Raw genomic sequence first — 23,854 nt, 5'->3', positions numbered from 1 at the left:
GTGCCGCCGCTGTTAGGGTTCGTTCGCTCTTCAAACAATAACGAACCCGGGCCTGAAAAGTTTGTTACATCTTCGGAGGTTTCAAGTGGTCGCCATAAAAAGACTCAGCCTTATCGTTTTCGCTTTATTGATCCTCGCACTGTCACCATCTCTCTTTGGACAGGCGGTCAGCGGCACGTTGCTTGGCACGATCAATGATCCCACTGGAGCGGCCGTTGCTGGTGCGAAAGTCATCGTCATAGAGACCGCAACTCAGACGGGTCACGAAACCGTAACCAACGAAAGTGGCAACTACACTCTTCCCAATCTTCCGCCGGGTTCCTACACCATCACCGTCGAGGCGAATGGGTTCAAGAAAGATACCCATCAGGGCATCGATCTTCTCACCAACACCTCAACACGCGTCGATTTTGCTCTCGTCACAGGCAGCGCGTCCGAGACGATCACCGTATCCACCGCTCCCGCGTTACTGCAGACTGACCGCGCCGATATCTCCACAACCCTCGAGGCGCACCAGATCTCCAATCTCCCCCTCAGCAGCGGCAACAGCTTTCAATCCCTGCTCAACACTGTTCCCGGTATGGCGCCCGTCGTCTTCAACAACTCGCAGTTCTTCAACGCCAACAACGATCTGTCTGTGAACGCGAACGGTCAGTCATCCTACGTCAACCTCTATCAAATCGAGGGTATCGACGATGACCAGCGCACCGGAATCCATATCATCCTCGTTCCCCCCGCCGCCGCGATCCAAAACGTCGACATCACCACCAATAACTTCGAAGCCGAGTTCGGCCGTGCTGTCGGCGGCGTCGTCAACGTCACCCTCAAGTCAGGTACAAATCAGTTTCATGGATCTGTCTTCCAGAACATGGAAAACAATGGCGTGAATGCTCGCAACTACTTCGCCAGCGGCCCCAACGGACGCCTCGTTTACAACTACACAGGCGCCTCGATCGGAGGCCCAATTCTCAAAGACAAACTCTTTTTCTTCGGCGACTTCCTCCGCACCTCCGATCACGAGTCGTCCACCGTCACCACTACGATCCCCTACTACAACGTCGTTGGCGGCAACATCGACCTCAGCAAATATGCTGGGCAAATATACGATCCGCAGACTGGAGATACAGCAGACTGTCAGGGCGGCCCAACGCCGGCCAACTGCGGCAAGGGCCGTACCGCATTCGCAAACAATCAGATCCCGCTGAGCCGAGCGATGACGCCAGTCAACGACAGCAACATCGGTTTGACCGTTCTACAATCTCTAGACAAGCTCGCAAGAAATTCTCAAGATAATCTCGCTTCAGCAGCGTATATCGCAGGAGCCACTTCCAATAACTTTCAGCAAAACTCGCCATTCAGCAAAGACTCCATCAGCTACGACATCAAGTCAGACTGGACGATCACCCAGAAAGATCACCTGAGCGGTCGTTTCAGCCATCAGACAACCACTACGTTCCAGGCGCCTCTATTCGGTTCCTTCCTCGGCGGGCCAACCGGAGGAGGCTTCGAAGCCACCGGAACGGCGGCGGCTTACAGCACCGGCGGCAACTACGATCACGTCTTTTCGCCAACCTTGTTCACTGAAGTTCGCGTCGGTGTAGCCCACCTTCGTAACTCGGCGCAACAATCAGACTTCGGCTCGGACGACGCCAAGACTCTTGGAATCCCCGGAACGAATCTTAGTTCGATTGATAGCGGCCAGGTCGCCTTTCAGGTAAGCAACTTCGCAGGCAATGGAGAGAACGGAACCGGAAACCCTCTCATCGGCTATTCCCAATCGCTCCCGTGGCTACGCGCAGAGTCGAACATCGACTTCGCCAACAACTGGACCAAGATCCTCGGCAACCATGCTCTCAAAGCAGGCGCCGACATTCGCCGCATCCGCGACGATCTCCTTCAGGGAAACATCAATGCGGCAGCCGGTACCTTCTACTTCAGCGAAAACCAAACGTCCACTCCAGGCGCCCCCTCCAAGGGGCAGGCTAACGACATCGCCAGCGTTCTCTTTGACACCCCCTATCAGGTAGGTCAGGATACGAATAGTACCTTCCCCGCCTATCGCCAGACCTGGCTCTTCTTCTTCGTCGCGGACAAGTGGCAGGCCACATCCAAACTGACAGTCGACGTAGGGCTGCGTTACGAGCTGTACCCACCCGCCACACCGCGCAAAGCGGGAGGATTTTCCAACTACGATCCAACAACCAATGAGCTGGTCATCGCTGGCGTAGATGGAAATCCCTCTAATCTCGGGATGAAGACCGACTACACCAACTTCGCGCCCCGGCTTGGTGCTTCCTATCGCGCCACAGAGGCCACCGTACTCCGAGCCGGATTCGGCGTCAGCTACGTTCCTTTTGTAGATAACTCTTACGCCTACAACTACCCCATTAAGAGAAGCACCGACTACACCAATGTTCCAACCTATGGAGCCGCCGTACTGGGTTCCAGTAATCCAGCAGCCGTCAACTTCGTAAGCGGTATCCCACCCACCCCGACCATCCCCATCGGTGCCAATGGAAGGATCACAGCAACCGGCAACACCTTCCTCAACAGCCTTGGAACCCTTTACATCCCGCTCAACTTCAAGAACGCCTATGTCTCTTCTTGGAATGCGGCCGTTCAGCAGGCGCTGCCGCACGACAGCTCCCTCCAGATCGCCTACGTTGCCAATCATGGCACGCGGATTGATTCCGCGCAGAACATCAACGTCCCGAGCGTCTACGGAGAGAGTGCATCCTTCGATCCATTGAACACTGCGTTTGGAAAAACCGCCTCCGTGACGCAATACTTTCTGGGCTACTCCTCCAACTACCAATCGCTGCAAGTACAATTCACTCGCCGATTCACCCACGGCATAGCCTATAGCTCGGCCCTCACCTGGGGCAAGGCGCAAAACTATGTGACCACCCCACAAGATGGAGCCTTGCTCTTCTACAGCGGCAACCTGCGTCGCAACTACACCCTTGCAGACTACGACCGGAGACTCAACTTCGAGCAGACTCTCACGTGGGAGCTGCCGGCTGGACGAAATCATAAGTACTTCAACTCAGGCATCGGCTCTTACGTGCTGGGCGGCTGGAAGACCTCGGTCATCCTATCGGCGCTCTCGGGCCTGCCATTTACCCTCACAACCACAAGCGCAACCCCTGGCACAACCCAGACCGTCGATCAGGTTGCGCCCTACCACGTCCTGCACCACACCAACCGAACCGCCACCGTACAGTGGTTCGACCCCGCCAGCTTCAGCGTCAGCAGACTCTCTGGTTGCGTATCCCCCGGGCCATGCGTCGTTGGAAACACGCAACGAAATCAGTTCCGCGGCCCCGGCTACTTCTCAGACAATCTCTCCCTCTTCAAAAGCTTCCCTATCTTCCGCGAGTCGTCTCTCGAGGCCCGCTTCGATGCCTTCAACCTGACAAACACACCCGCGTTCGGTCTACCCGGAACCACCTTCGGGTCTAGCTCGTTTGGCAAGATAACCGGACTTCTCAGCAGTGGCGTCGGCAATGTCAACGGTGTCGGCGGTCCACGCGTCCTCCAGGCGGCCGTCAAGATATCCTTCTAACCAGGTGAGAAGTCCCGGCCCATCTTTGCCGGGACTTCTCACTGCTTCTCTTTTGCCTATAAAATTCGTACTTAACCCGAAAGCTGGCAACGTTGACAGCTTAGAAACGTCACAACAAGGTAGCCCAGAATCGTATAACATCCGTGATCCCGCATCACTCCAAAACGGCAAAGAAAGAGGAGTTCAAAATCATGAAGAGTATTTCCAGGCGACAGTTCGTAGGGGGTTCGGCTGGCTTAGTCGCATCGCTCTCTTTGCCAATCAGAGCATGGGCTGCAGCTTCACCCTTCAAAATCGCTGTCATCTCCGACGAAATCTCTCAGGATTTCGATCACGCCTGCTCCGTCATCGCCAACGACTTCGGTCTGCACTACGTCGAACTTCGTGAAATCTTCGGCAAGAACCTCCAGGCCTCATCAGACGCCGAGATAGCCGAAGCCTTGAAGATCCTCGCAAAATACAATCTGCAAGTCACCGACATTGCCAGCCCCCTCTTCAAAGTCGATTGGCCCGGCGCCCCCAAATCGCAGTACGGCTCCAAAGGCGACATGCACGGAGCCGCCGAGGTCGCCTACAAGCAGCAGGACGAAGTTCTCGCTCGCTCCATCTCCCTGGCCAAGCAATTCAAGACCGACAAGATTCGGTGCTTCGACTTCTGGCGTCTCGATGACGTAACACCCTACCGCGCAGCCATCAACGAAAAACTTCGCGCCACCGCCGAGAGCGTCGGCCAGCAAGGTCTCCTTCTCGTCATCGAAAACGAATTCGCCTGCAACACCGCCACTGGCCGCGAAGCAGCAAAAGTTCTTGACGCTATTCAGTCTCCGCACTTCGCTCTCAACTGGGACGCAGGAAACGCTGTCATGCGCGGCGAGCTCGACGCCTTCCCCGCTGGCTGGGACGCCCTGCCCAAAAACCGTATCCACCATTGCCATTGCAAGAACGCCGTCAAGGACGACACGGGCAAGATCGTCTGGTCCCCTGTCGACAAAGGCTACATCGACTGGACCGCCCAATTCCGCGCACTCAAGCAGGTCGGCTATCGCGATGCGGTGAGCCTCGAAACACACTGGCGCGGAGCTGGCACGCCCGAAGCGTCCACTCGCATCAGCTGGGCAGGTATGAAGAAGTGCCTCATTGACTCAGGAACTTTTTAGCCGTCACTCTTATAACGCCGTCATCCTGAACGGAGTGAAGGATCCCTGTATTTCGCTCTTGTTTCTAAACAGACAAAGCATCATGCCTCAATCTCCTAAGGAGAAAAACAATGATCACCAGACGTGAATTCCTAGACACACTAGCCGTAGGAGCAGCGGGCCTCGCTGTCGCATCAACCGCAAAGAGTTACGGGCAAATCCTCGGCTCGAACGACCGCCTCAACTTTGCTGTCATCGGTGTTCGCAGCCGTGCCTACGCCCACCTCTCCGCGCTAAAAGCAAACAAGAAAGATGCACGTATCGCCTATGTCTGCGATGTCGACACCAACACCATGAAGAAGTTCGCTACCGACACTGAAAAAGAGATGGGCGAAGCTCCCGCAACCGATCAGGACTTTCGCCACATCCTTCAGAAGAAGGACGTCGATGCCATCACCATTGCCACCCCCGACCACTGGCACACCCCCATGGCCATCGCTGGCTTACAGGCAGGCAAACACGTCTATGTCGAAAAGCCCTGCAGCCACAATCCTGCCGAGGGCATCATGCTCGTGCAAGCCCAACAGAAGTACGGAAAGCTAGTGCAAATGGGCACCCAGCAACGCTCCTCTCCTCACACCATCGAGATTGTCGACAAAATTCATAATGGCGCCATCGGCCGCGCCTACTTCGCGAAAGCCTGGTACAGCAACGTCAGAAAATCGATCGGTACCGGCAAGGAAGCGCCCGTTCCGACTCAGCTCGACTGGGACCTCTGGCAAGGCCCCGCGCCGCGCCGCCCCTACAAGGACAACCTGCAACCCTATAACTGGCACTGGTTCAAAATCTACGGGACCGGCGAAGCCCTCAACAATGGAACACACGAGATCGACGTCTGCCGTTGGGCCCTCGGCGTCGACCTGCCCAACAGCGTCGCCTCTTCCGGAGGACGCTACCAGTTCAAGGATGACTGGCAGTTCTACGACACCCTCGTCACCAGCTTCAAATACGACGACAAAGTAATCACCTGGGAGGGCAAGAGCTGTCAGGGGATGAAGTACTACGGTCGCGACCGTGGATCCACCATCATGGGAACCACCGGCACCGTACTAGTCGATCGCGACGGGTACGAGATCTACGATCTGAAGGGAAACAAAACCAGCGAGTTTAAAACCGGCAAAGAGACCGCCTCCTCCGATCTCACCGGTCGCGACTCCATGACCGACGCTCACTTCGCCAACTTCATCGCAGGCATCCGCAAGGGAGAAAAGCTCAATGCTCCCGTCTCGATTGGAAACGTCGCCGTCACCATGCTTCAACTCTCCAACGTCGCATGGGAGGTCAATCGTGAACTACAACTCGACCCGACAGACGGCAAGGTCCTCCATGATGCCGAAGCCATGAAGGGATGGGGCCGAGACTACGAAAAAGGCTGGGCGCCACACGTCTAGTTCTCACTACCGCTATATGCGGACTGCAACCTAACAGCAGTCCGCATCTCCACATTCATCGCGAACGATCCACAAACGGCAAGCCTTCAATCGCTATCCGCGACGACCACCATAGCAACGAACCCTTCAGAAAGCGCGAGTCACGATCTCTCATGACAAATAAGTTCTCACGTCGCAGCTTCGTTCAATCCGGCGCGCTCCTTGCGGCAGCATCTGTCACTTCGACCACCCTCCCCTCATCAGCCCTGCAGGCGTCCCCCGCAACTGGTGCGCCGTCTCCAATCCATCTCGGACTAGCCAGCTACACCTTCCGCAACTTCACGCAGGCGCAGATGATCGCCTTCATGAAGCAGCTCAACGTCTCTGACCTGAACGTCAAAGACACCAAAGATCATCTACCCATGGATCCCGCCGAAGAAGCCAAAGCCCTCGCAGACTACACCGCCGCCGGCATCAAGCTCCACGCCGCCGGAGCCATCTACTTCACCAAGGACGACGACGCCGACATCCGCAGCAAGTTCGAGTACTGCAAGCGCGCAGGCATCTCGGTCATCGTCGCCGGCGACCCCGATCCCGCGACCCTTCCCCGCGTAGAAAAATTTGTGAAGGAATACGACATCCGCATCGCGATCCACAACCATGGCCCCGAAGACAAGCTGTGGCACTCCCCTCTCGACATCCTCAAGGCCGTCAAAAACATGGACCCACGCATCGGCTGCTGCATCGATGTCGGCCACACCGTACGTGCCGGCACCGACGTCGTCCAGGCAATCCACGAGGTCGGTCCTCGATTGTTCAACGTCCACATGAAGGACCTCACCAACTTCCAAAGCAAAGAAAGCCAGGTCGCCGTAGGCGAAGGCATCATGCCGGTGAGAGGAATCTTCGAAGCTCTCATCAAAACCAAATACAACGGCTTCGTCGATCTCGAGTACGAGATACACGCCGACGACCCGATGCCCGGAGTCATCGCAAGCTTCGCTTACATGCGCGGCGTCCTCGCCGGAATGGGCTATCTAACCCACAGCTAAGCCCACCTTCCCACCCCAGACCGAACGGAGAGCTTGCCACTTCAAGCGGCGAGCCTCCGTCTTTCCATGTCGGCATCGCACAAGAGTGTTATCCTGCCGCAGTCTGCGCGGTTGAGTTTGCGCGGTCAGGAAGAGGGGGCCGTATTTGAACACGCTTGAGATTAAAGTCACGAAATATGGAGAGATCGAGGCAGTTGAGTTGAGCGGCCCTCTAGTCCTCGGCGTCCCGGTCAATAACCTAAAACAGAAGATAGACAACCTGACTGCTCACGGAGCAAATCAGTTCGTCTTCAACCTCACCGGCGTCAACCGCATGGACTCAAGCGGCATCGGCCTTCTCGTGATGATCATGAGTTCGACCAAAGAGGCTGGCGGAGCCTTGAAACTTGTCAATCCATCCAAGCAGGTGACGCAGACTCTGAAGATGTGTAACCTCTTGCCCCTCTTTGAAGTATTTTCCGAAGAGCACCAAGCCATCTCCTCCTTCGCAAAATCCTGAAGAAATCCTGAGCGGCGCCTAAAGGCCCGACTCGTCAAGCACAGCTTCCATACCTTTTGATGAGCCTACAACGGGCAAAGCCCAACCTTGACAGTCATTTGCAGAGCCGTGCATAGTTTCTGACGGTCAAACGTTTGCCTAATCCTCCCCCGTATTCCAAGGCACGTCCCATCCGCGGTGGAAAAATTTCGCACACGTTTCCCAATCAGGAGGCATGATGCAACACTTTCGCTTGAGCAATCTCACGAGGTCCCGCTACGTCCTGGGCCCGGCATTCGTCGCCATCATCTTCAGCCTGTGCGCCACCACAGCTCACGCTCAATTCCGCGCATCCATCCAGGGAACCGTAACCGACTCCACTGGCGCCGTCATCCCCGGCGCCACTCTCACCCTCACCGACACCGACACCAATCACCCTATCACCGCAGTCTCCAACGACAGCGGCGTCTATAACTTCAACGCCCTCCCACCCGACCACTTCAACCTCACCGTGACCGCAAAGGGTTTCCAGGAACAGGTGATCCAGGACCTCCACATCATTCCCGAGCAGCCCAACTCAGTCAACGTAACCTTACAACTCGGCCCGGCGAGCACCAGCATCACCGTCTCCGGCGACGCCCTTCCCTCCCTCGACACCGAGACCGCCTCCATCAACGGTACCGTCAGTAGCAATCAAATCCAGCACCTGCCCTCCTCCGGGCGCGACGTCTTCCAACTCGTACAACTCGCGCCGGGCGTCTTCGGTGACGGATCGCAGTCCTCCAACTCTAGCAACGGCAACCAGCTTCCCGGCACTGCCGGTCCTGGAGGAGCCAGCCGCGCCGCCGGTATCTTCCAAACGGAGAACGGTCCACAAGCCAACGCCAACGGCGGCCAGACCTCGACCAACGGCATCAACATCGATGGCATCAGTACCGTCAGCGCCGTCTGGGGGGGAACATCAGTCATCACACCAACCGAAGACTCCGTCGGCAGCCTTAAAGTCATCTCAAACGGATACGACGCGGAGGACGGCCGCTTCAGCGGCGCGCAAATCCAGCTCACGTCAAAGACCGGTAGCAACCAGTTCCATGGCAGCTTCTTCTTCCGAGCCAGCCGTCCCGGCCTCAACGCCTATCAACGCTACAACGGTTCGGGCACATTCAACCCCGGCACCCCGTCCGAGCGTGGTCTCCTGCGAGATAGCGAGCGCGCGAATCAGATTGGAGGTAGCATCGGAGGGCCCATTCTGAAAGACAAGCTCTTCGCTTTTTTCGCGTACGAAACGCAACGCGACAACACCTCTCAGCCGGGCACAGGCTGGTATGAAACCGCTGCCTTTCAAGCCCTCGCTCCCGCAAACAGCATCGCCAACACCTACCTTACCTTCCCAGGTTCTTCCGTAGTTGCGTCGTCCATGATTAACCAGACATGCGCCGACGCCGGCCTCGCAGAAGGTATCAACTGCCGCACCATTCCTGGACAAGGACTCAATATCGGCTCACCGCTCAAACAACCTCTTGGCACCCAGGACCTCACCTGGCAGAGCACAACAAATCCCGGCGTCGGTGGCGGCCTCAGCGACGTAGCTGACATTGCATTCTTCAACACAATTAATCCAACAATACGAACCGCAAGCCAATACAACGGCCGCCTCGATGCAAACGTCACGAAGAAAGATCACATCGCGTTTGCAATCTATTGGGTCCCCCTGTCGATGACCAATCTCAACGGATCCGTTCGCACCTATAACCTCTTCAACCACGACCAGATCAATGAAGCCTACTCTCTCGTCTGGAATCACATCTTCTCGTCGACATTCCTTAACGAAGCGCGCGCGAACGACGCGGGCTATCGATTTAATGAGGTAAGTTCAAACCCGCAGGCGCCCTTCGGCTTGCCCACCGGGATCATCGATAATCTCGGTAGCATCAGCCTCGGCACCTTCGGAGCAGGCGGCCCCTCCGACCTCAATCAACACACATATACCTACAAAGACATAGCCACAAAGATCCTCGCCAATCACACCATCAAGTTCGGGGGCGAGATAACGCGCCTCTACTACCTCAACAATCCCACCTACTCCGCTCGTCCGCTCTATAACTTCTACAACATCTGGGACTTTCTCAACGACGCTCCCCACAGCGAAGCTGGCAACTTCGACCCGGCTACAGGCATTCCCACCACCAACCGCCAGGATACTCGCGAAGACCTCTATGGCTTCTTCATTCAGGACGACTGGAAAGCGAAGCCCAATCTCACCTTCAACTTCGGACTTCGTTACTCCTACTTCGGACCATTTTCATCAAAGCAGAACAACATCGGGGTCGTTGTTCTTGGTACCGGAGACAGCACCTACTCAGGCCTCACGGTTCGTCAGGGAGGCAACCTCACCAACGCCCAGAAAGGTAACTTCGGTCCGCAGTTCGGTTTCGCCTTTAGTCCTGACATGTTCCATGGCAAAGCTGTTGTTCGGGGAGGATACGGCCTGAACTATAACCAGTCCGAGATAGCCATCTCTGGCAACTCGGGGAACAATCCGCCCTATATTCTTGGCGCCGCATACAACAGCGCCAGTCCTACCGCCATTGACCCGCGAATCGTATACAACATCGCAAGCGATCCCCACTCGCTCTTCGGATACCCGCCAAATCCGAATGCCGTCGGAGGATTCAACTCTGCAAATCTTCCTGTCGCAGGCGGAGCCTTTCTCTATGACTTCCAGGCCAACCAACCCACCATCTACACCCAGCACTACTCGCTCGACACTCAGATCGACCTTGGCCACCAGTTCGTCGTGACCGCCGGATACCAGGGAAGCACGACACGTCACCTCATCCTTCAGACATTCCTTTATGTCAACGCATTCGCACTCGGCCAACCGCAAAATCCCCTCGTGCAAAACGTTGACCGGTACGGTAACACCGGCAGTTCGAACAACAACTCCCTCTTGGTGGGCTTCAAACATCAGATGTCTCATCAATTCATGTTCGACGCCGAGTTCAACTACGCAAAGACCATGGATACAGGATCCAGTCCCTTCTACATGGACCCCTACCCCTATCTGCCTTACCTCGCCTACGGCCGTTCCGACTTCAACTACGGCAAGGCTCTCAAAATCTACGGGCTCTGGCAGCCGAAGTTCTTTCACGGAAACAGTCTCGTCTCGAAGCTCGTCGACGGCTGGTCACTCAGTGGCATCTTCAACCTGCACACTGGCTTCCCCTTCACCCCAACCTATAACGTCCCGGGCGGCAATCTCTACTACGCCGCCAGCGGATATTCCACACTCCGTCCCGCCTTCTATAACGGAGGCGCCGGAAGCCACACAGGCAACGACGCCTTCGAGAACGGCAAGCCAAACGTGAACTTCCCCAACGCAGGCCCGACTCAGCCTTACTTCGCGATCCCCACCACGGGCATTCCAACCACAGGAACGACATACGCTCTGCCGCAGCTTCCCTACGTCGCCCGCAACTCCTTCACCGGCCCCGGATATAAGGACGTCGATGCAACCCTCGCCAAGTCCTTCGGTCTTCCAAAAGCCCGCATCATCGGAGAAGATGCCGCGATCGAGTTTCGAATCGACACCTTCAATCTCTTCAACAACATCAACCTGACCCCCAGCTCCGTGGTCACCAACTTCCAACTTCCAAACTTCGGGCAGGCTCAGAACGGCCTCTCCGGTCGCATCGTCAATATGCAGGCCCGTTTCAGCTTTTAGCTAACCACCTAATCCTCTGCACCTGGACCGCCTCCAGGTGCAGAGGAAATGCGGACTATGACATTCTGAATTCGTCGTCGCCCCGCAACCGTCTGCATATGGTGTCATCCTGTCCCTGAGCGCAACCGAAGGGGAAGGTTCCCTGTATTTCGTCGTTGCCTTTGTAGTTAACGTTGCTTTTGTTTTTGCCTTTTGTCTTCACTTGACCCATTGCACCCAAAGTCGAAGCCTATGTCCAAAAAAGTGGCTGCCTCATTTATGGTGCAATTATGGTGTAACGTCATCCAGATATTTTTTCTACGCAGAAAACAACAAAACCCGCGTCATTACTGATCGCGCACCACGTCAGCATGGTGCTAATTCACCACGCTTCACCACCAGAAAACCACGTTGTCACCACGAATTCACCACAAGCTGCATCGCCTGGAGAAACTCTGATGATCCAAGTCCGAACGCTCGTCCTGGCCGCCCTAAGCCTCTGCCTTTCAAGCCCCCTCTCCCTCACCGCCCAGCAAGCGGAACAAGTCCGAATCGACGCCCACGCCGAAACAACTCCCTTCCCCCATTTCTGGGAGCAAACCTTCGGCTCCGGTCGAGCCATCCTCTCCCTGCGCCAGAGCTACCGCGACGATCTCCACACAGTGAAGAACGTAACCGACTTCAAATCAGTCCGTTTCCACGGCATCTTTCTCGATGAAGTAGGCCTCTACGACCCCGACGCAACAACGCAAAACCCCGGCCTCCCTCCCGAAAAAGTCCAGGGCGCCGGCATCTACAACTTCTCCTACATCGACCAGATCTACGACGGCCTTCTCGCAAACGGCATCCGTCCCTTCGTCGAACTCAGCTTCATGCCTCGCAAAATGGCCGCCGATCCTAATCAAACCCAATCGTTCTTCTACAAACCAGTCGTATCGCCACCCAAGGACTACGCTCTTTGGGACGCAATGATGACAGCCTTCGCCCAACACCTCATCGATCGCTACGGCATCGACGAAGTCGCAACCTGGAACTTCGAAGTCTGGAACGAGCCGAACCTGGACTTCTGGGGTGGCCGCCCAAACATGCCCACCTACTACGAACTCTACGATCACACCGCACTCGCGCTGAAAAAAGTAAGCCAACGGATCAGAGTAGGTGGCCCATCCACAGCCCAGGCAGGCTACGTTGCTGAATTCCTCCAGCACTGCAAAGACCACAACATCCCGGTCGACTTCGCCTCAACCCACGTCTACGCCAACGACACAGCCAAAGACGTCTTTCACACCGACGAACAAATCCAACGTGACGTCATGGTCTATCGCGCCGTAAAAAAAGTACACGACGAGATCGTTGCTTCGCCTTATCCCAAAATGCCGCTCATCTTCAGCGAGTACAACGCCAGCTATTCGAACGAGCCCGACGTGACGGACACGACCTACATGGGACCATGGCTGGCCAACAACATCCGCCAATGCGACGGCCTCACCGAGTCGATGAGCTACTGGACATTCTCCGACGTCTTTGAGGAACAAGGAGTCGTTCGGACGCCATTCTATGGTGGCTTCGGCTTACTCGCAGCAGACAGCATTCCCAAGCCTTCACTCAACGCATTCGCAATGCTGCATCGCCTCGGAGACCGCAGGATCAAGCTCGATAACGACGACGCCCTCGCCACTAAGTCCAGCGATGGTGCAGTCGAAGTTGCCCTCTGGAACTACGCGCCACCCTTCGGCATCGGCGCCGCCTACACCCCACCCTCCGCAAACAAGGGACCAGACAAAACCTTCGAGGTAATCTTCTCAGGCGTTCCGTCAAAAGCAACTGTCGAAGTCCTGCGAGTAGATGACGACCACGGAAACTCCGTAAAAGCATTCGACGCCATGGGACGGCCACGCGGAAGCCTCACGCAGGATCAGATAAAAACACTAAAAGCCGCCGGTGCTATGGCGCCTGCAGAAAAACTTCGGCTTTCCGACGGCCATCTGCAAATCACCGTACCACCACACGGCCTTGCTCTTCTCGTAGTTAAATAAAATCGTAGCCCAATAAAAAGCCATCTCCGAACGAAGGCCGGCAACGCGCTAACCATTTCCAGTGAGCCCATGCCAACCTTCCTTCCTCGACCCCAGCCTTTCGACACAAAATTCACTCCAGTCCCTCCCCGCTGTTTAGAACGAGGTCACTATGACTAGTCGCCGAAGCCAATTCCTTTCGCTATCTCTGATTCTCTTCTGTATTACCCGCACATCCTTCTCTCAATCTCAGCCAGCCGCCAACGAAGTCGTCACAATTGACGCTCACGCAACCACAACTCCGTTCCCGCACTTCTGGGAGCAGATGTTCGGCTCCGGACGCGCAATTCTCACGCTGCGCGAAGCCTATCGCGAAGACCTGCGCGCCGTAAAAAAAGTAGCCGACTTCCGCTACGTTCGGTTCCACGCAATCCTGCACGACGAGGTTGGCGTCTACAACGAGGACGAGCATGGAAACCCCGTCTACAACTTCGCCTACGTCGACTCCATCTACGACGGCCTGCTCAAAAACGGCGTCCGCCCCTTCGTAGAAATCAGCTTCATGCCCAAGAAACTCGCCTTCAACCCCGACGCGCTTCACCCCTTCTGGTACAAACAAAACGTCTCGCCACCAAAGAGCATGGAGCGATGGGACGATCTCATCCAACACTTCGCCCAGCACCTCGTTGACCGTTACGGCATCGAGGAAGTCTCCCAGTGGTACTTCGAAGTATGGAATGAACCCAACATCGACTTCTGGAACGGCATCCCTCGACAAGAGTCGTACTTCGATCTCTACGATCACACCGCTCGCACACTCAAGTCCGTCAACCCTCGCCTCCGCGTAGGCGGTCCCGCCACTGCCGCAGCTCAGTGGGTCCCTGAGTTCCTACAACACACCGCCGAGAACCACATCCCCGTCGACTTTGTCTCAACCCACGGCTACGCCGACGACACAGTTCACAACATGTTCGGCACCAACGAAGACATCGCCATGGACGACCGCGTAGGCCGAGCAGTCGCAAAAGTCCGCGGCGAAATCGACCACTCCACTGCGCCTCATCTCCCCCTCTTCTGGACCGAGTGGAACGTTCCCGGCATGATGGAAGCACGCGATACTATCTACGTCGGCCCGGCGCTTGCCAACACCGTACGTGAGTGTGACGGCGACGTAAACATGCTCTCCTTCTGGACCTTCTCTGACGTCTTCGAGGAAGGCGGTCCCACTAGCACTCCCTTCCGCGGAGACTTCGGCCTCCGCGCCTTCGATGGCATCAACAAACCCAGCTACTACGCCTACGGCCTGTTACACCAACTCGGCGACCAACGCCTCGCGAACTCCTCCAACGATGTCCTAGTCACCAGAATGGCAAACGGAAACCTCGCGATTGCCGTCTGGAATTTGGTAGACCCAGACCAACACGGAGCTTTGCGCGAGCTAGAACTTCATCTACAAGGTGTCCCGCAAGACGCGAACGTAGAGGTTCAACGAGTCGACGACAACCACGGAAATGTGCTGCCCCGATGGACCGCGATGGGCAAGCCAAAAAACCCAACTCCCGCACAAGCGGAGCAGCTGAATCGTGAGACTGCATTGCCCGCTCCGGAGCGGACCGCGCTTCGCAACGGAACACTCCGAATCAATCTCACCCAAAATGCCCTGGTCCTGATCCAGGTCGAAGACTCAAGGCACTGAAAGGCTGAGAGGTTTGGAGTTTGTCGATAAAAAGTAAAAACTCTCTGATAAGAGAAGATCCGCCCAAATTTATGCATCATAGAGGAGAACAGCAAAGACGGAGTCAGGCTATGGCAGAATCGCTTCTCTACTGCCAACCCTATTTCAAAGGATCAAGGTAGAATCGCAGCAGACGAGAGGGTTCTTGAAACTAACACCCATCACGAACGGGCCCGTTGAAAGAACATACTCTCCTGCGTCTCACACCTGCGTTCTGCTTGGTCGAATCCTCATCTTTCTCACAGCAATTCTTGTTGCCGTTATGCCTATAACGGAGTACCTGTGGACCTTTGACAAGTTTCTCCGTGGGGGACAGGACTGCGAGTTCGGTCTTCTGGCTCTCGCCGCGATCTTCTGTCTCATCCTCCTGCTCTCACATCAGCGCAGAGAAGTTCTTAGCCTTCTGCTGTCCCTTCGACACGCGCTGTCTTCCTTCTTCAAACGAGTCGATCCCGCCTCGACATTGACGCCCCATTTGATCGCGGCGATGCGATCCTGTCTGCTTCCTGAAACTTCTCTTCTCATCGTCAACCTCCCCCTCCAAATCTGATAAGCCTTCGTACGCTTGTCTCTTTTTGAGCCACTTACGGCTCTTATCGAAACTGATCTACTCCCCATTCAGTCGATCATGGAGAAGCAATGAAGAAATCAGAAGTCATTCATGCATGGGCCAAGATTCTCGTAGGTCGGGCTCCGTCCTTGTCCATCGAAATTACTAAAGAGTGCCCTTTGCGTTGTCCCGGTTGTTACGCCTTCGACGCCGCGCATCTCAACGGAGGTACCCGGCTACGCGACCTCTCCGACTTCAAAGGAGACCAACTCGTCCAGCGTGTACTCGATCTCCTGGACAAAGAAAAACCTCTGCACGTCTCCCTCGTCGGCGGCGACCCTTTGGTCCGACATCGAGAATTGGAACTCCTCCTGCCCCAGATCGAAGCTCGCGGCATCCACACCCAGATCGTCACCAGCGCTTTCCGCGTCATCCCCTCCCACTGGAAGCGATTCCGAAAGCTTAACATCGTCGTATCCATCGATGGACTTCACCCTGAGCACGACGAACGCCGCAAGCCCGCCACATACGAGCGCATCCTCAAAAATATCCAGGACACCAGAATCACCGTCCACTGCACCGTCACCGCACAGATCGCCGCCCGCCCTGGATACCTCGACCAGTTCCTTCAGTTCTGGAGCACCCAGCCTGCCGTAGCGAAGGTCTGGTTCAGCCTGTTCACTCCGCAGCGGGGTGCCACTGATCCAGAGATCCTCACCCCGGCCCAACGAGCCGCCACCATTGTCGAATTGCTCGAGCTCCGCAAGAGATATCCAATCCTCGATATGCCGGAAATTGTAATAAATGAAATCTCCTCTCCACCAAAGAGCCCTGAAGAGTGTATCTTCGCTCGAACAACTATGACTGTCTCTGCCGATCTCTCAACCAAGATCACACCCTGTCAGTTTGGCGGCGACCCCGACTGCGAACAGTGTGGCTGCATCGCCTCCATGGGATTGGCAGCGGTCGGTCATCACAAAGTTGTTGGCTCGCTCACCGCCGGTCACCTCTTTATGGCCTCCGCCAGAATCGGGAAAGCCTGGAGAAACCTGCAAACTCCCTCTCCGTCCGCTCCGATCATTCAAATTGAACCTTCTCCATTCGAAATCCTGTGAGGAAACATGCACTTTGAAAACCGTAATGGGATTACACTTCATGGCAGCGAAAGAGGAACGATGATCGAAGAATGTATCGGCCGACCAGAAGTTGAATTGAGGCGCGAACTCGTCCAGTTCGGAAGATGGCTCTCTCGACTCGGCTTTATGCCCGGGACCTCGGGAAACCTCTCTGTCCGGCTCGATCAGGAGCGCCTACTGGTTACGCCCACCGGCATGAGCAAGTACCTCATGCGCGCGGCCGACATGGTCATCGTCGACCTCGAAGGGCGGCAGCTTGCCGGCACAAGAAAGGTGACCAGCGAACTCAGCATGCACCTCGCTGTCTACCAGATTAGAGCTGACGTGGAGGCTGTCGTCCACTCCCATCCTCCCATTGCGACCGCCTTCGCCTGCGCCGGCCGCGCCCTCGACGAGATGCTCTGTCAGGAGGCCGTCATGACCCTCGGCTCAGTCCCCCTCGCCCAGTACGCCACCACCGGAACCGACGAGGTTGCAGCCAGCCTCAGGCCCTTCATCCCCCATCACACCGCCATCCTCATGGCCAATCACGGCGCAGTAGCCTACGGACCCACCCTCCTCGATGCCTTCCTCAAAATGGAGACCGTCGAGCACCTCGCCCACATCCGCCTCGTCGCCCACCAGCTAGGCTCCTCGCAGCCACTCAACGACACTCAACTCGAAGATCTCTTCCGCGCAAAACAAAAGTACATTCGCAACGCAACCTAGCAAACAAAATCTACCGAGGCGAATGAGCAAAACAGCGTTCCAGGCTCACGCATGCGCAAAGTCGATAAACGCATGTTGCGGATCAGTATGCAGCAGCGTCACCTCGACCGTATCCCCCACATCCAATCCCTGTTCTCCCCGCACCACCTTGCCCTCCACCGGCGGATCGAACACCCGCACATAAGTCCCCTTATCATTCGCCCCGGTGATCACGCCATGGAAGCTCTTCCCCACGCTCCCCGCCAGCGCCACCGCAGCCACTCGCTTCAACATTGCCCGCTCCACCTTGCGCGCAGCAGATTCTCGCTCGTTGCAATGCTTCGCAATCGCATCAAGCTCTTCATCGCTATAGGGAGCGGCCTCCTCATTCAACATCGCCTTTACGACCCGTTGCGTCACTAAATCAACAAATCGCCGGTTCGGCGCGGTCGAGTGCGAATAATCCTGCGCCGCCAGTCCGAAATGTCCCTGCTGCTCTTCCACATCGCCCCGAGCCAGCACATACTCCCCCGGCCCCATCAGCTTAATGATGGCCAGCGACAGATCCGGGTAGTGCACCGCGTCCACCTGCCGCTGCGCCTGCAAAAACGTATTCAGCGCACCCGAGTCAGGCTGAGCCGGCAGCACAGTCCCGTACCGCCCGACCAGCTCCACAATCCGCGCCCATCGCTCCGGCGACTTCACCACTCTGCGAATCGAAGACCGCTTCGCCGCCCGAAGCGTCCGCGCCATCGTCTCATTCGCAGCGATCATCAACTCCTCAATCAAATCGCTCGCCCGGTTATGAAACGCCGTACCGATCGACTGCACCTTCCCATCCACCACCACCGGATCAGCCTCCACCCGGTTGAACTCCAGCGCCCCCATCTTCACCCGCTGCGCTCGCAACTTCACCGCCGCCTCATCCTGCAGCCGCAGCTGCCCCTGCAACTCCGTCGAAGAAGCCACCTTCGCATCCGGCCCCGCCTTCCCTTCCAGCCACGGCCCCACATGGCTGTAAGCAAGCTGCGCCCTGTTCCGCACCTCAGCCTTATAGATGCTCGTCTCCTGCACCTTTCCCTCAACATCCACCACAAACTCAACCACCATCGCTGCCCGGTCTTCCTCTTCATTCAACGAAGTCAAATCCGTCGAAAGCTCCGTCGGCAGCATCGAGAAGTTCCGCACCGCTGTATACACCGTCTGCGTCTGATCAGCCGCATGCCGATCAAGCGGAGTATCCTTCCCCACCGATCCCGACACATCCGCGACTCCCACCCTCACGCGTACGCCATCGCCCACACGCTCAGCCACCTCGATCTGGTCCAGATCCCGTGATGTATCGTTATCGATCGAAGACCACAGCAACCCGCGCAGATCACGTACCTCCGTATCAGGCTTCGCTCCCTCAGCCGCGCGAATCGCCGCCACCTGCGCCTCGCCGCCATCAGGAAACTCCGTATGAAAGCCCTCGCGAACCATCTCAGCAGCGGCGGCAGCAACCAGGTCAAAGGTATGGGTAGACATGCAAGGGAAGCCTACCACGCGCGCAATAACTTCTTATTTCTCCGTATCTTCAAACGGATAACGCCCCCAGCGCAAATGGCTTTGAAACCGACGGCTTGCTATCCAGCGGATACGATGGATAAGGATCCACAGTCCCAGTCGGAAAACCCCAGATCTTCCCACTCCGCAGATCGACGACGACCTTCCCGTAGACCTGCCCCGTACCATCCGGATAGCGCAGATTCTGCACCCCCGGCTCGCAATCAAGCCCAGAAGAACAGTAGTCAGCGCATCTTTTTTCACAATTACCTCCGCCGCAATCACAAATCCGATCGCATCCTTATTCCCAATTACGGACGAAAATCCGCCAGAAAAGCCTCAGCATCTGAAAACAATTCGCACACGCCTAATAATCGGAACCTGGCCGCCGATAGAGCCCTCATGTTCTCAAAGCCACTGTTCGCCGACGGAAGATCTTGCCCCCACTGCAATACGGAATCCCTCCACCGCTCACACCGTCGTGGCATTAAGGATCGGTTCTTCAATCTCCTCGCCCTGCGCCCCGTTCGCTGCACCTGCTGCTGCCAGCGCTTCTACGCCCCGCGAGCCGCCCACGGCCCCCACATCCGCCCCATTGCAGGCCCAACTCGTCTAAACTAGAAAGGACATGATTCCCACCCTCGAATGGCTCCCTACCGGCGTTAACTTCCTCGACCAGACTAAGCTTCCCCTCGAGGAGACCTACGTCCTCGCCACCGATTACAAGCAGGTCGCTACCGTCATTCGCGACATGATCGTCCGCGGAGCCCCCGCCATCGGCGTCTCTGCCGCCATGGGCATGGCCATCGGCATCGACCGCAGCACCGCAACCACCCTTCCTGCACTCACCGAAGAGGTTGCCCTCATCGCAAAGACACTCGCCGAAACCCGCCCCACCGCCGTCAACCTCTTCTGGGGCATAGAAGAGATCCGCAGTCTCTACGTCGAGCTCGTCGCAAAAAACACCACCATTCCCGATATCAAAGCCGCCGTCGTCGCCAAGGCCCGACGCATGTACGACGAAGACATCGCTGCCTGCAAGCAGATGGGCGCCCACGGCGCATCCCTCCTTCCCAAAGAAGGCACCGTCCTCACCCATTGCAACGCCGGCGCCCTCGCCACCTGCGGCTACGGCTCTGCCCTCGGCGTCATTCGTGCCGCCATCGAGCGCGGCCACAAGATCGACGTCTTCGCCGACGAGACCCGTCCCTTCCTTCAGGGAGCCCGACTCACCGCCTGGGAGCTCATGAAGGACAACATCCCCACCACCGTCCTCTGCGACAACATGGCTGCCTCCCTCATGCGTCAGGGCCGCATCCAGGCCGTCATCGTCGGAGCCGACCGCATCGCCGCCAACGGAGACGTCGCCAACAAGATCGGCACCTACGGCGTAGCCATCCTCGCCAAAGAACACAACATCCCGTTCTACGTAGCCGCGCCCTGGTCCACCCTCGACCTCGCCACAGCACACGGCGACCTCATCCCAATCGAGCAGCGAGCTGCCAGCGAGGTCACCCACTCCAACGGCAAGCAGATGACCCCCCACGGCGTAGCCATCGAAAACCCTGCTTTCGACGTCACCCCCGCGAAGTACGTCACCGCCATCATCACCGAGCGCGGCGTCCTTACGGCTCCCTACAACCAATCCATCAAAACCATGGCCACCCAGGCCGAACCAGAACTCACAGCGGTCTAGCCGCCTCTCGCGCCTCAACTTAGTCCATAGATCTGTCTGGCAACTCTGCTCCGGTTGTGTTCAACTAGGTTGGCACAACCGGAGGGCCCATGCTGAGCAATTCTTCCCTGTTGTTTCTCCTCTTCCTGGCAACTATCCTCCCGCAATCCTCAGCACAAGCCCCCCATCCCGCACAAACTCCTCCACCCGCACAGTCCGAAGTAACGACCCTACGCGCAGGCACTCAGCTCGTCGTCGTAGATGTCGTCGTCACCGACAAAAGCCAGAACCCGGTCCGCAATCTAAAGGCCAGCGACTTTGCTCTCCTTGAGGGCGGCAAGCCGCAGCAGATCAAATCCTTCGAAGAGCACACAGCTCAGTCCGCAAAACCCATTCCCCCCATGCCAGTATTTCCTCCCGGCATCTTCTCTAATTACTCCCCCGCTCCCACAGGCGGCGCAGTCAACGTCTTGCTTGTAGACACTCTCAACACCCCAGTCCTTGACCAGATCTATCTTCACGACCAATTTCACAAATACATAAATACCTCCAAGCCCGGCGCTCCCATGGCGATCTATGGCCTCACCACGAAGCTCCTGCTGCTGCAAAGCTTCACCTCAGATCCAGAGCTGCTGAAGGCCGCCATCAATAACAAGAACATCAAGAACTCGCCGCTCATCGACCGCGTCTCAGGTGGTAACAGCACTCAACTCAGCGATGACATGACCAACTTCGCAAACAGCGCCGGAGGAATCTCCGACCCGCACACCATCCCCGCAATACAGCAATTTGAGGCTCAACAAACCTCCTTTCAGCTTCAACTACGCGCCAAATACACCCTCGACGCCATCAATCAGCTAGCCCGCTATCTCGCCGGCATGCCCGGCCGCAAAAACCTCATCTGGTTCTCAGGTTCTTTCCCACTCGACGTCCTCCCTGACGGCACCATCAGCGATCCATTCATGACAGTTGCCAGCTCCGAAGACGAGTACCGTGAGACCACCAATCTCCTCACCCGAGCCCAGGTCGCGGTCTATCCCATCGACGTCCGCGGGGCCATGACCTCTCCCAACATGGACGTCTCTCAATCCACGGAGATCTACCAGGACAACATCAAACGCTTCGCTGCAGATCAGCTCAAATTTCATCTGGAGAACGGCAGCGAAAATCTCACTATGACTCGGATGGCCGAAGATAGCGGAGGCTACGCATTCATCAACAACAACGATCTAGTCGACGCAGTCAACAAAGCCGTTGCTGCCGGCTCCCACTACTACACCCTCACCTACTCCCCTACCGACACGAACTGGAATGGAAACTTTCGCAAAATCCAGGTCAAGCTCCAGCAATCAGGCGTCACCCTCGCCTACCGCCGAGGCTACTTCGCCAACGACCCAAACACGCCCGTAACTACTCACCTCGCCAACAAAACCAGAAAAGACTCTGCCACGGCAGCTCCACGGACAGACCCCATGCGCGTCGCCATGATGCGTGGTGCTCCTGACCCCACCGAAATCACACTCAAAGCCCGCGTTCTCCCCGCAAGCACCGAACCAGAGACTCAGCTAGCCAAAGACAACACCCTCAATCCATCATCCGATGTAAAAGGCCCCTACCGCCGCTACGCCATCGACATCGCCGCCGACCCCTCTTCCATCAACATCCAGCGCGCCCCCGACGGCAACTACCATGCCCTTCTCCAGTTCCTCACCTACGTCTACGATCAAGACGGCAACCTCATCAACATCGAAAGCAACCCAGTCCGCGCCACCTATTCACCCTCCGTCTATCGTCAAATCCTCAACACAGGCATTCCCTACCACGAAGAGATCAGCGTCCCCCTCAAAGGCGCCTACTCACTTCGCATAGGTCTTCACGACCTCGCCACTAACCACATCGGAGCCGTCGAAGTCCCCGTCGACGCCGTCAAAAACCTGCCCCCCATCACTGCCTCCGCAGCCACAGAGCCACTCGCGCCAGCAAAAAAATAGCGCCGCCACACACCGTAAAATCCGCTTTGCCGCAATCAATATCCTCGTGCGCCCCATTGCGCCTTCCGCAACTCCACCACTACCAAACTGGCACCAAACGAGTCGGCGACTTATTCTTGTAGTAGATACACCGCGTGAAACATCCCCTCCTCAATCCGCATACCCACTCCCTTCTGCGCGGCAGCCTTCTGGTTCTCTTCAGTCTCGCAGTCTCTCTTCTCCTCTCCGACTTCCCCCACAACCACGCTAACCCCCTCCTCGTCCTCCCCGCCCTGTTCGCCGTCGCCGGCACAGCCGACACCATCCGCTGCATGCAACGCCGCTGGAGCTTCTATCACGCCGGCGTCATCCTCTGCATCTACATGGACCTCATGGCCCTATGCATGATCCTCTTCTTCCTCCTCTACCCCTACGCCCGCTGGATCGCTTCGTCACAATAGCCAGTCACAACCAACCCTGTTCACCTCATCAACCAACCGCCCCATCCCCTAAAACTCTCTGCGATATACTCGCCGCACCGGACTAGCCGTGACTACCGGCACGATTGACCCAGGAGACTGACCACATGTTCAAAGGATTCCGCGATTTCATTCTGCGTGGCAACGTCATCGATCTTGCTGTCGCCGTAATCATCGGAGCCGCATTTACGGCCATCGTCACCTCGCTGACTGAAAAGATCATCAATCCGCTCCTCGGAGCCATCATCGGCAAGCCCAACTTCGGCTATCTCATCGGCCACATCAATGGCGGCGAAATCCGTTACGGCGACTTCCTCACCGCCATCGTCAACTTCATCCTTATCGCTGGCGTCGTCTACTTCTTCCTCGTAATTCCAACCCAATACCTGCTTAAAAAATTCCACCCCGCAGTTGTCACCCCTCCTGCCACCAAACCGTGCCCGCAGTGCCTCGGCGATATCCCCGTAGCCGCAACCCGCTGCAAGTTCTGCACCCAACCCGTATAGCTCTCCAACCCCGGGACGTGTCCAGTCGAACGCTACTTCAATGTGGCTCGCGAAGCACTACCATGCCCTTATAAAAAATCAGATGGGCTTATAAACCACAACGAATCAACGACAAACAAGGATGAAACACCTCCTTTTGAACCAAAAGCAGTGCAGGCAGTGTTGACATCTCAGGTGCCTAATAGGCGAATA

At 56.7% G+C, this 23,854-nt stretch carries 17 protein-coding genes; 15 read left to right on the top strand and 2 right to left on the bottom strand.

The annotated features are described in order from the left end of the window. Positions 1-85 precede the first annotated feature (85 nt). From RBB76_RS17485 to RBB76_RS17435, 11 genes are all read left to right on the top strand, one after another. Positions 86-3,565 carry a carboxypeptidase regulatory-like domain-containing protein gene (locus tag RBB76_RS17485; protein WP_429628976.1) on the top strand — a complete coding sequence of 1,160 codons (3,480 nt, stop codon included), beginning with the start codon at positions 86-88 and terminating at the stop codon, positions 3,563-3,565. A 191-nt stretch (positions 3,566-3,756) separates the two neighbouring features. Further along, positions 3,757-4,722 carry a sugar phosphate isomerase/epimerase family protein gene (locus tag RBB76_RS17480; protein WP_429628975.1) on the top strand — a complete coding sequence of 322 codons (966 nt, stop codon included), beginning with the start codon at positions 3,757-3,759 and terminating at the stop codon, positions 4,720-4,722. 110 nt (positions 4,723-4,832) lie between these two features. Continuing rightward, positions 4,833-6,152, top strand: coding sequence for a Gfo/Idh/MocA family protein (locus RBB76_RS17475; RefSeq protein ID WP_429628974.1), 1,320 nt, complete (start codon positions 4,833-4,835; stop codon positions 6,150-6,152). A 152-nt stretch (positions 6,153-6,304) separates the two neighbouring features. Then, positions 6,305-7,183 (top strand): TIM barrel protein, encoded by an 879-nt coding sequence (locus RBB76_RS17470; RefSeq protein ID WP_429628973.1) that lies wholly within the window; start codon positions 6,305-6,307, stop codon positions 7,181-7,183. Positions 7,184-7,328: 145 nt separating this feature from the next. Next, positions 7,329-7,682, top strand: a complete 354-nt coding sequence (locus tag RBB76_RS17465; protein WP_429628972.1) for an STAS domain-containing protein — start codon at positions 7,329-7,331, stop codon at positions 7,680-7,682. A gap of 214 nt (positions 7,683-7,896) precedes the next feature. After that, on the top strand, positions 7,897-11,385 hold the full coding sequence (locus RBB76_RS17460; RefSeq protein ID WP_429628971.1) for a carboxypeptidase regulatory-like domain-containing protein: 3,489 nt from the start codon (positions 7,897-7,899) through the stop codon (positions 11,383-11,385). A 437-nt stretch (positions 11,386-11,822) separates the two neighbouring features. Beyond that, the gene (locus tag RBB76_RS17455; protein WP_429628970.1) at positions 11,823-13,400 is read left to right on the top strand and encodes a GH39 family glycosyl hydrolase; all 1,578 of its coding nucleotides are present in this window, start codon (positions 11,823-11,825) and stop codon (positions 13,398-13,400) included. Positions 13,401-13,551: 151 nt separating this feature from the next. Then, complete coding sequence (locus tag RBB76_RS17450) at positions 13,552-15,075, top strand: GH39 family glycosyl hydrolase (RefSeq protein WP_429628969.1); 1,524 nt, start codon at positions 13,552-13,554, stop codon at positions 15,073-15,075. 184 nt (positions 15,076-15,259) lie between these two features. Further along, positions 15,260-15,664 (top strand): hypothetical protein, encoded by a 405-nt coding sequence (locus RBB76_RS17445; RefSeq protein WP_429628968.1) that lies wholly within the window; start codon positions 15,260-15,262, stop codon positions 15,662-15,664. 89 nt (positions 15,665-15,753) lie between these two features. After that, the gene (locus RBB76_RS17440) at positions 15,754-16,779 is read left to right on the top strand and encodes a radical SAM protein (RefSeq protein WP_429628967.1); all 1,026 of its coding nucleotides are present in this window, start codon (positions 15,754-15,756) and stop codon (positions 16,777-16,779) included. A gap of 60 nt (positions 16,780-16,839) precedes the next feature. Continuing rightward, the gene (locus RBB76_RS17435; protein WP_429628966.1) at positions 16,840-17,508 is read left to right on the top strand and encodes a class II aldolase/adducin family protein; all 669 of its coding nucleotides are present in this window, start codon (positions 16,840-16,842) and stop codon (positions 17,506-17,508) included. A 45-nt stretch (positions 17,509-17,553) separates the two neighbouring features. On the opposite strand, the gene RBB76_RS17430 is transcribed toward RBB76_RS17435, so the two are convergent. Both RBB76_RS17430 and RBB76_RS17425 read right to left on the bottom strand, forming a co-directional pair. Then, entirely contained in the window at positions 17,554-19,014 is a 1,461-nt protein-coding gene (locus RBB76_RS17430) for an RNB domain-containing ribonuclease (RefSeq protein WP_429628965.1), read from the bottom strand. Between the two features lie 49 nt (positions 19,015-19,063). Continuing rightward, the gene (locus RBB76_RS17425) at positions 19,064-19,243 is read right to left on the bottom strand and encodes a hypothetical protein (RefSeq protein WP_429628964.1); all 180 of its coding nucleotides are present in this window, start codon (positions 19,241-19,243) and stop codon (positions 19,064-19,066) included. Positions 19,244-19,660: 417 nt separating this feature from the next. Between RBB76_RS17425 and mtnA the strand changes: the two genes are divergently transcribed. From mtnA to mscL, 4 genes are all read left to right on the top strand, one after another. Further along, positions 19,661-20,728 carry an S-methyl-5-thioribose-1-phosphate isomerase gene (mtnA, locus tag RBB76_RS17420; RefSeq protein WP_429628963.1) on the top strand — a complete coding sequence of 356 codons (1,068 nt, stop codon included), beginning with the start codon at positions 19,661-19,663 and terminating at the stop codon, positions 20,726-20,728. Positions 20,729-20,817: 89 nt separating this feature from the next. Further along, positions 20,818-22,698, top strand: coding sequence for a VWA domain-containing protein (locus RBB76_RS17415; RefSeq protein ID WP_429628962.1), 1,881 nt, complete (start codon positions 20,818-20,820; stop codon positions 22,696-22,698). A gap of 134 nt (positions 22,699-22,832) precedes the next feature. Continuing rightward, positions 22,833-23,138: a permease gene (locus RBB76_RS17410; protein WP_429628961.1), complete on the top strand. Its 306-nt coding sequence runs from the start codon at positions 22,833-22,835 to the stop codon at positions 23,136-23,138. Between the two features lie 125 nt (positions 23,139-23,263). After that, a complete protein-coding gene (mscL, locus tag RBB76_RS17405) occupies positions 23,264-23,662 on the top strand; it encodes a large conductance mechanosensitive channel protein MscL (RefSeq protein WP_429628960.1) in 399 nt (132 codons plus the stop codon). Positions 23,663-23,854 lie beyond the last annotated feature (192 nt).

It is taken from the genome of Tunturiibacter psychrotolerans, from assembly GCF_051013365.1.
In the GTDB taxonomy this organism is placed as follows: Bacteria; Acidobacteriota; Terriglobia; order Terriglobales; family Acidobacteriaceae; genus Edaphobacter; species Edaphobacter psychrotolerans_A.
The sequence above is the reverse complement of the archived record's forward strand: the minus strand, read 5'-3'. Positions and strand labels throughout refer to the sequence as shown.

Bases quoted from the DNA above. Each gene is read 5' to 3' on its own strand.
- RBB76_RS17435 (WP_429628966.1), top strand. From the start codon at position 16,840: ATGATCGAAGAATGTATCGGCCGACCAGAAGTTGAATTGAGGCGCGAA.
- mtnA (WP_429628963.1), top strand. From the start codon at position 19,661: ATGATTCCCACCCTCGAATGGCTCCCTACCGGCGTTAACTTCCTCGAC.
- RBB76_RS17480 (WP_429628975.1), top strand. From the start codon at position 3,757: ATGAAGAGTATTTCCAGGCGACAGTTCGTAGGGGGTTCGGCTGGCTTA.
- RBB76_RS17470 (WP_429628973.1), top strand. From the start codon at position 6,305: ATGACAAATAAGTTCTCACGTCGCAGCTTCGTTCAATCCGGCGCGCTC.
- mscL (WP_429628960.1), top strand. From the start codon at position 23,264: ATGTTCAAAGGATTCCGCGATTTCATTCTGCGTGGCAACGTCATCGAT.
- RBB76_RS17460 (WP_429628971.1), top strand. From the start codon at position 7,897: ATGATGCAACACTTTCGCTTGAGCAATCTCACGAGGTCCCGCTACGTC.
- RBB76_RS17455 (WP_429628970.1), top strand. From the start codon at position 11,823: ATGATCCAAGTCCGAACGCTCGTCCTGGCCGCCCTAAGCCTCTGCCTT.
- RBB76_RS17475 (WP_429628974.1), top strand. From the start codon at position 4,833: ATGATCACCAGACGTGAATTCCTAGACACACTAGCCGTAGGAGCAGCG.
- RBB76_RS17415 (WP_429628962.1), top strand. From the start codon at position 20,818: ATGCTGAGCAATTCTTCCCTGTTGTTTCTCCTCTTCCTGGCAACTATC.
- RBB76_RS17440 (WP_429628967.1), top strand. From the start codon at position 15,754: ATGAAGAAATCAGAAGTCATTCATGCATGGGCCAAGATTCTCGTAGGT.
- RBB76_RS17450 (WP_429628969.1), top strand. From the start codon at position 13,552: ATGACTAGTCGCCGAAGCCAATTCCTTTCGCTATCTCTGATTCTCTTC.
- RBB76_RS17430 (WP_429628965.1), bottom strand. From the start codon at position 19,014: ATGTCTACCCATACCTTTGACCTGGTTGCTGCCGCCGCTGCTGAGATG.